This is a genomic window from Neobacillus sp. K501 (assembly GCF_053749995.1).
The window spans coordinates 857,770-865,511 of record NZ_JBSLYA010000001.1; the positions used below are offsets into that span (position 1 = coordinate 857,770).

Here is a 7,742-nt window from a genome sequence, read left to right on the forward strand (position 1 = left end):
GTTCGCAAATTTTGTCGAAATTATTTTTTCTATTAAAAAAGATCGTCTATTAAAGACGACCTTTTCTTTAGCTTTTGATAATTGTTTTGTTTATTTTTTTATCATCAAGTACATAAAGTAGGGTGCTCCAATGATGGTGACGATAATCCCGGCTGGAATTCCGCTTGGATCTAAGATTACTCTTCCAATTGTATCGGCAGCAAGGAGCAAAGCAGCTCCCATAATTGCAGCTATCGGAAGAAAAAATTGGTGACGTGGTCCGACAAGACCACGTGCAATATGTGGAGCCATGAGACCAACAAAAGCAATTCCTCCACTAACTGAAACAGCAGCTGAAGCAAGTGCTACTGCAATAAAAATAAGAATGATCCTTTCCCGCTCCACATTAACGCCTAGTCCAACAGAAATATTCTCATTTAAATTTAAAGTATTTAAGACATTTGCTTTCTTATAAACAATAGGAAGTAGCAATCCAATCCATGGAATCAGTGCCAAAACAAACGCCCAATCATCTCCCCATACCTTTCCTGCCATCCAATTAGCAAAAAAATCATATTCTTCCTGTGCTAAACGGGTTGATAAGGTTAATATTGCTCCTGATAAGGCGGCTGCCATTCCAACACCAATTAACACAAGATTTGTTGGATCTACTCCTTCACCTTTTTTATAGGATAAAAGATAGATTACTCCAGCGGTGATCATCCCACCTGTTAACGCGAACAATGGGAGAATATAAATGTAGTTCGACGATTCTGGTGTAAAAAACATCACATAAAATACCACCATTAGACCAGCACCCGCGTTAATCCCTAAAATACCTGGGTCTGCTAAAGGATTTCTCGTAATACTCTGCAGAATCGCACCAGAAACAGCTAGACCAGCCCCTGCAAGGATCGTCACCAATATTCGTGGGAGCCTGAAATCAAATAAAATTAAATTTTCCTTGGGTGTTCCTTGACCAATTATAGTTCGGGCTAATTGTGTAGGTGTTAAAGAGGCATATCCCGTTGCTACACTTACAACGAAAACGATAATCAACAATAAGAGCGCAATGATCATAGTGAGCTTTACTTTTTTAAGCTGAACCGCATTTATCATCTTCCTTTGCTTCCTCCCTTCCTAGCAAGATAAAGGAAGAAAGGTACCCCGAGCATGGAAACAATTGCACCCATTGGTGTTTCAAACGGAGGATTGACCATACGGGCCATTGTATCCGCCAGGACCATAAACACACTTCCAAAAATGGCCGAACAAGGAATAATCCATCGATAATCAGTACCTACAAGGAATCGAACGATATGGGGAACAAGTAAACCGACAAAGGCGATTGATCCAACTAATGATACAGCAGCTCCTGCTAAGATGAGTACAACTATCATCAGGATTGCTTTTGTTAATAATGTCCTTTGTCCCAGCCCTTTGGCAACTTCCTCACCAAAACTGAGAATCGTTAATCCTTTTGAAAAAATAATGGCGATAATGATTCCAAACATAATCACTGGAAAAACAAGCTTGAGCTGCATCCAATTTGTTCCGGAAACACCGCCTGCTGTCCAAAAAGCAAGATCTTGGGAAAGCTTGTTAAACAAGGCAATTCCTTCACCCAAAGAAGCCAATAATGCTGAAACTGCTGCACCCGCTAAAGTGATCCGTAAAGGCGTCAAACCTCCACGACTCATTGCACCAAGCCCGAATACTAAAGCAGCTCCCAGTCCCGCTCCGGCAAAGGCAAAGAGCATAACTGTTACATAATTCGCGTCCGTAAAAAAGGCAAACACACAGGCAAGGGCAAGACTTGCTCCGGCATTTAATCCTAGCAATCCAGGGTCAGCAAGGGGATTTCTCGTCATCCCCTGCATAATTGCACCACTAACAGCAAAGGCGGCTCCAACAGCTGCCGCGCCAAGCTCCCTCGGCAGCCTGATGCTAACGATAATTTGATCAGCCTCCCTGCTAGAATCATAGCTTAATATCGACTTCCACACGGTGAAAAAATCAAGGTTAGCAGCACCTACTGAGATCGCTAGAACAATACTTCCTATAAGGCCAATAAACCCTATAGTTAATATCGATGTTCCAACGACTGGACGGGAATATACTTTATTTTCTTTTATTAATTTGGTTTTTGTAATCGTCATTGGCTTAATCCTTTAAAAGCTTTAACATTATTTGTTTTTAGTCAATGCATCAACAATGAATTCTAACTCTTTTTCGACGGAAATCGGATCATTAAAATAGAAAGATTCTGAATCAAATTTGATAACCTGATTTTTTTGAACTGCTGGAATCCCTTTCCACAAATCCGTTTCCATGAAGGAGTTGTCCGTAGTTGATGCTCCTTCACCTACAAAAATGTAATCTCCGGCATATTGTGGAATGACTTCCGTTGATATCGCTTTATAGCCTGGGCCAAATACATCCTGTTCAAGCTTCTCAGTAGCTTTCATTCCAAGCGCCTGATAAATGACCTCTGTTCCGCGGCCCCAGTTCTTCCCGTATACATATAAATCTTTACCGAAAGTTTCAAACACCATCGCTGTCGCATTTTCACCGATTGCCGCTTTCACCTTTTTGCTTGCCTCTTCCGCCTTTTTATTCCATTCATCTACCCATGCTTGCGCTTCTTTTTCTTTACCTACTATTTTTCCGATTTCAATATGCTGCTCTAGATAGCCATATTTTTCGTAGCTTAAAGCAATAGTTGGAGCTATTTCCTCGTATTTCTTTACATTTTTGTCCGTAGTATAAGTAATAATTAAATCAGGTTCTAATTCTAGAAGCTTCTCTAAAGAGTCCTCCGTTACTACTTCAACATTGTCTAGTTTTCCTTCATAAAACTTGTTCTTCTTTGGCCACTCATTAACTGCAACTGGAGTAATTCCCAACTCTAACAGATTCCCTGCATATGTAGCTGCCATCATTGCGATTTTTTTCGGATTTGCAGGAATTTCAACTTCACCATTTTCAGATTGATAGATTCTTGTTTTCGGCTCTGATGCAGTTTCACTAGTACCAGTTGTTTTTTCTGTTTTATCGCCGCTACAAGCAGCCAATAATCCAATTAATAAAATTGCAATTATACTCAGTAAAAAATATTTTTTTTCTCTCATTATGTTCTCATCTCCAAAAATAATGTTGATAATGATAATTATTCTCATTCATTGTTAAAAAAAATATAAGTACTCTTCTATAATGCTATTTCTTCCTTAAAGGATCCGGTTTTTATTAAATCATATGTTAAACAAATCGGTTTTTTCGTTCTTGGATCTGTACCAATTTCAACGTCTATATTAAAAACTTTACGTAAGACTAAAGGTGTCATAACCTCTCTAGGAGACCCTTCTTTAACAATGCTGCCATTCTTTAAGGCAACAATGTGATCAGCAAATCTAGCAGCATGGTTCAAATCATGGATAACCATGACGATCGTTCGTTTTTCTGTTTCATTTAAATATTGCAGCAACTCCAATACTTCCAACTGATGGGACAAGTCAAGATAGGTTGTTGGCTCATCAAGAAGAATAATATCCGTTTCTTGTGCTAATGCCATAGCAATCCAAACCCGTTGTCTCTGTCCTCCTGAAAGGGCGTCAACCGCTCTGTCGCGGAACTCTGAAATCCCAGTCACGTGTAGAGCCCATTCAATGACTTCCCGATCTTTGTCTTTTAACTTCCCCATTCCCTTCTGGTATGGAAATCTTCCATAGGATACCAATTCTGCTACTGTAAGTCCTTCTGGAGCATCAGGTGATTGAGGTAGGATCGCCATCTTTTGCGCAATTTTTTTAGTTGATTCTTTAATAATTTCTTTGCCATCCAGATATACTGAACCAGATTTTGCTGTGAGTATTCGAGACACCGTTTTCAAAACAGTTGATTTTCCACATCCATTAGGTCCGATAATAGCCGTGATTTTCCCATCGGGAATGACCATACTTAAATCCTTCACAATCTCACAGTCTTTGTATGCTATTCGTAAGTTCTCGGTATAAAGCCTTGACATTCCACCCTCACCTCTTTTTATTTATCCTTTCTTAATTAATTTGAAAATGATAATCAATCTCATTTGGATTTTAATAAACTTTACCGTATATGTCAATAATATTTTTAGAAAAATATTATATAATTTGAGTTTTTTAAAATATTCAAGTGTAGAAATGCCTATGTCCCTGATTAGCGATCGTTTTCTTCTCTTCAACAGATTAACAGTTACCTTTGGGACACTAATTTGGAATAAGCGAACGACAAAAAAACGCCCCCTATTTTATATAGGGAACGTTTCTTAATAAATCATTATAATTTGATACCGGTGGTCGGGGTCGAACCGACACTCCAGAGGAACACGATTTTGAGTCGTGCGCGTCTGCCAATTCCGCCACACCGGCATGATAAAAATTTCTTACGACATGTATTAATATAACATCATATTATTCAATTGTCAATAATGCTCCTATTAAAAAAGTACATTTCAAAACATCAAAAAACCTACTAAAATGTAGGTTTTTCTAATAGTTATTCACTTTCAATTATGCGAGTGATAGTCGTCCCAGGATAGTAAAACTGTATGATATCTTCATACGTTTTTCCCCTTTCCCCCATCACGCTTGCTCCATATTGGCTCATTCCCACCCCATGTCCGTATCCTCTTCCTTTCATAATGTATTTATCACCACTATGCTCCAGTGAAGTAATGAAATAACTTTTAAAATAGCCTCCTCCCAACATCGACCGAATCCGATTTAACTTTTCGTCAAGAAGAGTCACCTGTTCGACTATAATTGTTCCATCAATTAAATTATGTAAAAATACGACCTCTATTGATCCCTTTACACTACGTCCCGATTCTAGCTGCTCATCTGCCAGCTCAAAACGTGGCACTGACAAAATTCTTATGTCACCTTTATATCCGATATTCTTAAGCCACATTTTAATAGCTGCGGTGATGTTTTTATCTTTTTCTTTTGTCTCTGCCCACCAATTTGGCTCATCAAATTGGATATCCTCAAGATCAATTTGTGTCTCATGTAACGCTAGCTCCCATGGATTAGTTGGATCAAAAGGGTCCTCTTTGATCGGGAAATACGGCTTTGTTTTTCCACTCCAAACATGAGAATTATTCTCTGTTATTCCACCATTACTTGAGGAGTACAATGCCTCAATAAGCTTTCTATTAAACGTTATAACTTCACCTGCAGTTTCTTCTACTGCTTTTGTGGTGTTCGCATGCCATGCATATCCTCCATATACTTGATAATTTATGGTGTCGTCGATTACTTTACCTAGATGTGAAACTGCATATGTTCTTGCAGCAAGGGCTTGTGCTTTTAATGTTTCAAGAGGCCATGAGGCTAAAACTTCAAAAGGGACCACCCCCTTTAGATAATCCTCTAACGGTAATTGGTTAACTGGGCGAATAAACTTATCGTTTTCTAAGTGAAATTCAACTACTCCTAAGTATGGTCGATCATTTATTAGTATATTGTGCTTGTGATCATAGGAAGCTGGTAAAAGAAACAGAGGTCCTTTTATCCTCTGTTTTACACCCTTGCCTTCTAAAAAAAACTCTCCCCCCTTAACCTTTAAGTGATAGGTTTTTCCCTCCATTAATGAAAAAGTAGAATCTAGAGTAAAATACTCTCCCTTTACTTGAATTTTAAGTTTTGAAGTTTCTCCAATATAATTGACTAATTTAACGTTAATCAATTCCTCTGCATTAGTAACACTTGGAGAATATATAATTAGTTGGAAAAATACGAAAATAAAAATGAAATATCTCATATTCCTATATTTCCTAAGGCATTAATCGATTATTCATTCCTAGTGGAAATCAAAAAAGAGTAGGATATTTACCTACTCTTTCATTCGCAATTATTCTTATAAGATGCCGAGGACCGGAATCGAACCGGTACGGTAGTCACCTACCGCAGGATTTTAAGTCCTGTGCGTCTGCCAGTTCCGCCACCCCGGCGTAGAGAAATTAATAATAAATTTCACAACTTAATATTAACTTATTAAAGGCGGCAACCGGATTCGAACCGGTGGATAAAGGTTTTGCAGACCTTGGCCTTACCACTTGGCTATGCCGCCATATTATATTGGAGCGGAAGACGGGATTCGAACCCGCGACCCCCACCTTGGCAAGGTGGTGTTCTACCACTGAACTACTTCCGCAAATTGGCTGGGCTAGCTGGATTTGAACCAACGCATGTCGCAGTCAAAGTGCGATGCCTTACCGCTTGGCTATAGCCCAATAATATTTCTTTTCAACAATGGTTTTATGGGGCGACTGATGGGAATCGAACCCACGAATGCCTGAACCACAATCAGGTGCGTTAACCACTTCGCCACAATCGCCACAATAAAATTATTGGCAGGGGTAGTAGGAATTGAACCCACACCAAAGGTTTTGGAGACCTTCGTTCTACCTTTAAACTATACCCCTATAAATGGTGGAGGGGGACGGATTCGAACCGCCGAACCCGGAGGGAGCGGATTTACAGTCCGCCGCGTTTAGCCACTTCGCTACCCCTCCACATAATATGAGAAATGAAATAAATGGTGCCGGCTAGAGGACTTGAACCCCCAACCTACTGATTACAAGTCAGTTGCTCTACCAATTGAGCTAAACCGGCATAGATAATCAATAAAAAAAATAAAGGTGGCTCAGGACGGAATCGAACCGCCGACACAAGGATTTTCAGTCCTTTGCTCTACCGACTGAGCTACTGAGCCACTTTAGTGGCGGTCTGGACGGGACTCGAACCCGCGACCTCCTGCGTGACAGGCAGGCATTCTAACCAACTGAACTACCAGACCAAATTGCGGGGACAGGATTTGAACCTGCGACCTTCGGGTTATGAGCCCGACGAGCTACCAGACTGCTCCACCCCGCGACAATATTATTATGGTGGAGGATGACGGGATCGAACCGCCGACCCTCTGCTTGTAAGGCAGATGCTCTCCCAGCTGAGCTAATCCTCCAAAATGGTGACCCCTACGGGATTCGAACCCGTGTTACCGCCGTGAAAGGGCGGTGTCTTAACCGCTTGACCAAGGGGCCAGATTAAAATGTTATTATGGCGGAGAGCAAGGGATTTGAACCCTTGAGACAGGGTTACCCGCCTACACGATTTCCAATCGTGCTCCTTCGGCCACTCGGACAGCTCTCCAAAAAAAGAATGGCTCCGCAGGTAGGACTCGAACCTACGACCGATCGGTTAACAGCCGATAGCTCTACCACTGAGCTACTGCGGAATAAAATAACAGCCTGGCAACGTCCTACTCTCACAGGGACAAAGTCCCAACTACCATCGGCGCTGAGAAGCTTAACTTCCGTGTTCGGTATGGGAACGGGTGTGACCTTCTCGCCATTATCGCCAGACTATTTTATCGACACTATTTTATTATAATGTCTTTTTAATATTTTTCAAGAGGAAATTCATAAAAATTTCATTCCCTCAAAACTAGATAATGCAGAAGAAGTTAGTAAAAACGAGTAATGCCATAAGACTATGGTTAAGTCCTCGAACGATTAGTATCAGTCAACTCCACATGTTACCACGCTTCCATCTCTGACCTATCAACCTGATCATCTTTCAGGGTTCTTACTAGCTTGCGCTATGGGAAATCTCATCTTGAGGGGGGCTTCATGCTTAGATGCTTTCAGCACTTATCCCGTCCGCACATAGCTACCCAGCGATGCCTTTGGCAAGACAACTGGTACACCAGCGGTGCGTCCATCC

General features: G+C 40.7%; 5 protein-coding genes, 16 tRNA genes and 2 rRNA genes. All 23 read right to left on the reverse strand.

Translation table 11 applies throughout. From position 1 onward, the window contains the following. Positions 1–90: 90 nt before the first annotated feature. The gene (locus ACWM35_RS04250; protein WP_454815786.1) at positions 91–1,098 is read right to left on the reverse strand and encodes a FecCD family ABC transporter permease; all 1,008 of its coding nucleotides are present in this window, start codon (positions 1,096–1,098) and stop codon (positions 91–93) included. Then, complete coding sequence (locus ACWM35_RS04255) at positions 1,095–2,138, reverse strand: FecCD family ABC transporter permease (protein ID WP_454815788.1); 1,044 nt, start codon at positions 2,136–2,138, stop codon at positions 1,095–1,097. The genes ACWM35_RS04250 and ACWM35_RS04255 overlap by 4 nt, the downstream gene beginning before the upstream one ends. A 27-nt stretch (positions 2,139–2,165) precedes the next feature. Next, entirely contained in the window at positions 2,166–3,110 is a 945-nt protein-coding gene (locus tag ACWM35_RS04260; RefSeq protein ID WP_454815790.1) for an iron-hydroxamate ABC transporter substrate-binding protein, read from the reverse strand. 77 nt (positions 3,111–3,187) lie between these two features. After that, entirely contained in the window at positions 3,188–4,003 is an 816-nt protein-coding gene (locus ACWM35_RS04265) for an ABC transporter ATP-binding protein (RefSeq protein ID WP_454815792.1), read from the reverse strand. 301 nt (positions 4,004–4,304) lie between these two features. Then, positions 4,305–4,385, reverse strand: a tRNA-Leu gene (locus tag ACWM35_RS04270). Positions 4,386–4,512: 127 nt separating this feature from the next. Next, complete coding sequence (locus ACWM35_RS04275; protein WP_454815794.1) at positions 4,513–5,778, reverse strand: SpoIID/LytB domain-containing protein; 1,266 nt, start codon at positions 5,776–5,778, stop codon at positions 4,513–4,515. Between the two features lie 104 nt (positions 5,779–5,882). Next, positions 5,883–5,968 (reverse strand) — tRNA-Leu (locus ACWM35_RS04280). Positions 5,969–6,015: 47 nt separating this feature from the next. Then, positions 6,016–6,087 (reverse strand) — tRNA-Cys (locus tag ACWM35_RS04285). A gap of 9 nt (positions 6,088–6,096) precedes the next feature. Further along, a tRNA-Gly gene (locus ACWM35_RS04290) sits at positions 6,097–6,171 on the reverse strand. A 4-nt stretch (positions 6,172–6,175) separates the two neighbouring features. After that, positions 6,176–6,250, reverse strand: a tRNA-Gln gene (locus ACWM35_RS04295). Between the two features lie 28 nt (positions 6,251–6,278). Beyond that, positions 6,279–6,354 (reverse strand) — tRNA-His (locus tag ACWM35_RS04300). Between the two features lie 14 nt (positions 6,355–6,368). Next, positions 6,369–6,442 (reverse strand) — tRNA-Trp (locus tag ACWM35_RS04305). 5 nt (positions 6,443–6,447) lie between these two features. Beyond that, positions 6,448–6,532, reverse strand: a tRNA-Tyr gene (locus ACWM35_RS04310). 24 nt (positions 6,533–6,556) lie between these two features. Then, a tRNA-Thr gene (locus ACWM35_RS04315) sits at positions 6,557–6,632 on the reverse strand. 27 nt (positions 6,633–6,659) lie between these two features. After that, a tRNA-Phe gene (locus ACWM35_RS04320) sits at positions 6,660–6,732 on the reverse strand. A 7-nt stretch (positions 6,733–6,739) separates the two neighbouring features. Then, positions 6,740–6,816, reverse strand: a tRNA-Asp gene (locus tag ACWM35_RS04325). Between the two features lie 3 nt (positions 6,817–6,819). Beyond that, positions 6,820–6,893, reverse strand: a tRNA-Met gene (locus ACWM35_RS04330). A 12-nt stretch (positions 6,894–6,905) separates the two neighbouring features. Beyond that, a tRNA-Val gene (locus tag ACWM35_RS04335) sits at positions 6,906–6,981 on the reverse strand. 4 nt (positions 6,982–6,985) lie between these two features. Continuing rightward, positions 6,986–7,060, reverse strand: a tRNA-Glu gene (locus ACWM35_RS04340). A gap of 17 nt (positions 7,061–7,077) precedes the next feature. After that, a tRNA-Ser gene (locus tag ACWM35_RS04345) sits at positions 7,078–7,169 on the reverse strand. 10 nt (positions 7,170–7,179) lie between these two features. Continuing rightward, positions 7,180–7,254, reverse strand: a tRNA-Asn gene (locus tag ACWM35_RS04350). Positions 7,255–7,265: 11 nt separating this feature from the next. After that, a 5S ribosomal RNA gene (rrf, locus tag ACWM35_RS04355) occupies positions 7,266–7,381 on the reverse strand. A gap of 130 nt (positions 7,382–7,511) precedes the next feature. Then, positions 7,512–7,742: ribosomal RNA gene (locus ACWM35_RS04360) — 23S ribosomal RNA — on the reverse strand; the annotation flags it as partial.

Excerpts from the sequence above, each read along its gene's own strand:
- ACWM35_RS04265 (WP_454815792.1), bottom strand. The coding sequence starts at position 4,003 with ATGTCAAGGCTTTATACCGAGAACTTACGAATAGCATACAAAGACTGT.
- ACWM35_RS04260 (WP_454815790.1), bottom strand. The coding sequence starts at position 3,110 with ATGAGAGAAAAAAAATATTTTTTACTGAGTATAATTGCAATTTTATTA.
- ACWM35_RS04255 (WP_454815788.1), bottom strand. The coding sequence starts at position 2,138 with ATGACGATTACAAAAACCAAATTAATAAAAGAAAATAAAGTATATTCC.
- ACWM35_RS04250 (WP_454815786.1), bottom strand. The coding sequence starts at position 1,098 with ATGATAAATGCGGTTCAGCTTAAAAAAGTAAAGCTCACTATGATCATT.
- ACWM35_RS04275 (WP_454815794.1), bottom strand. The coding sequence starts at position 5,778 with ATGAGATATTTCATTTTTATTTTCGTATTTTTCCAACTAATTATATAT.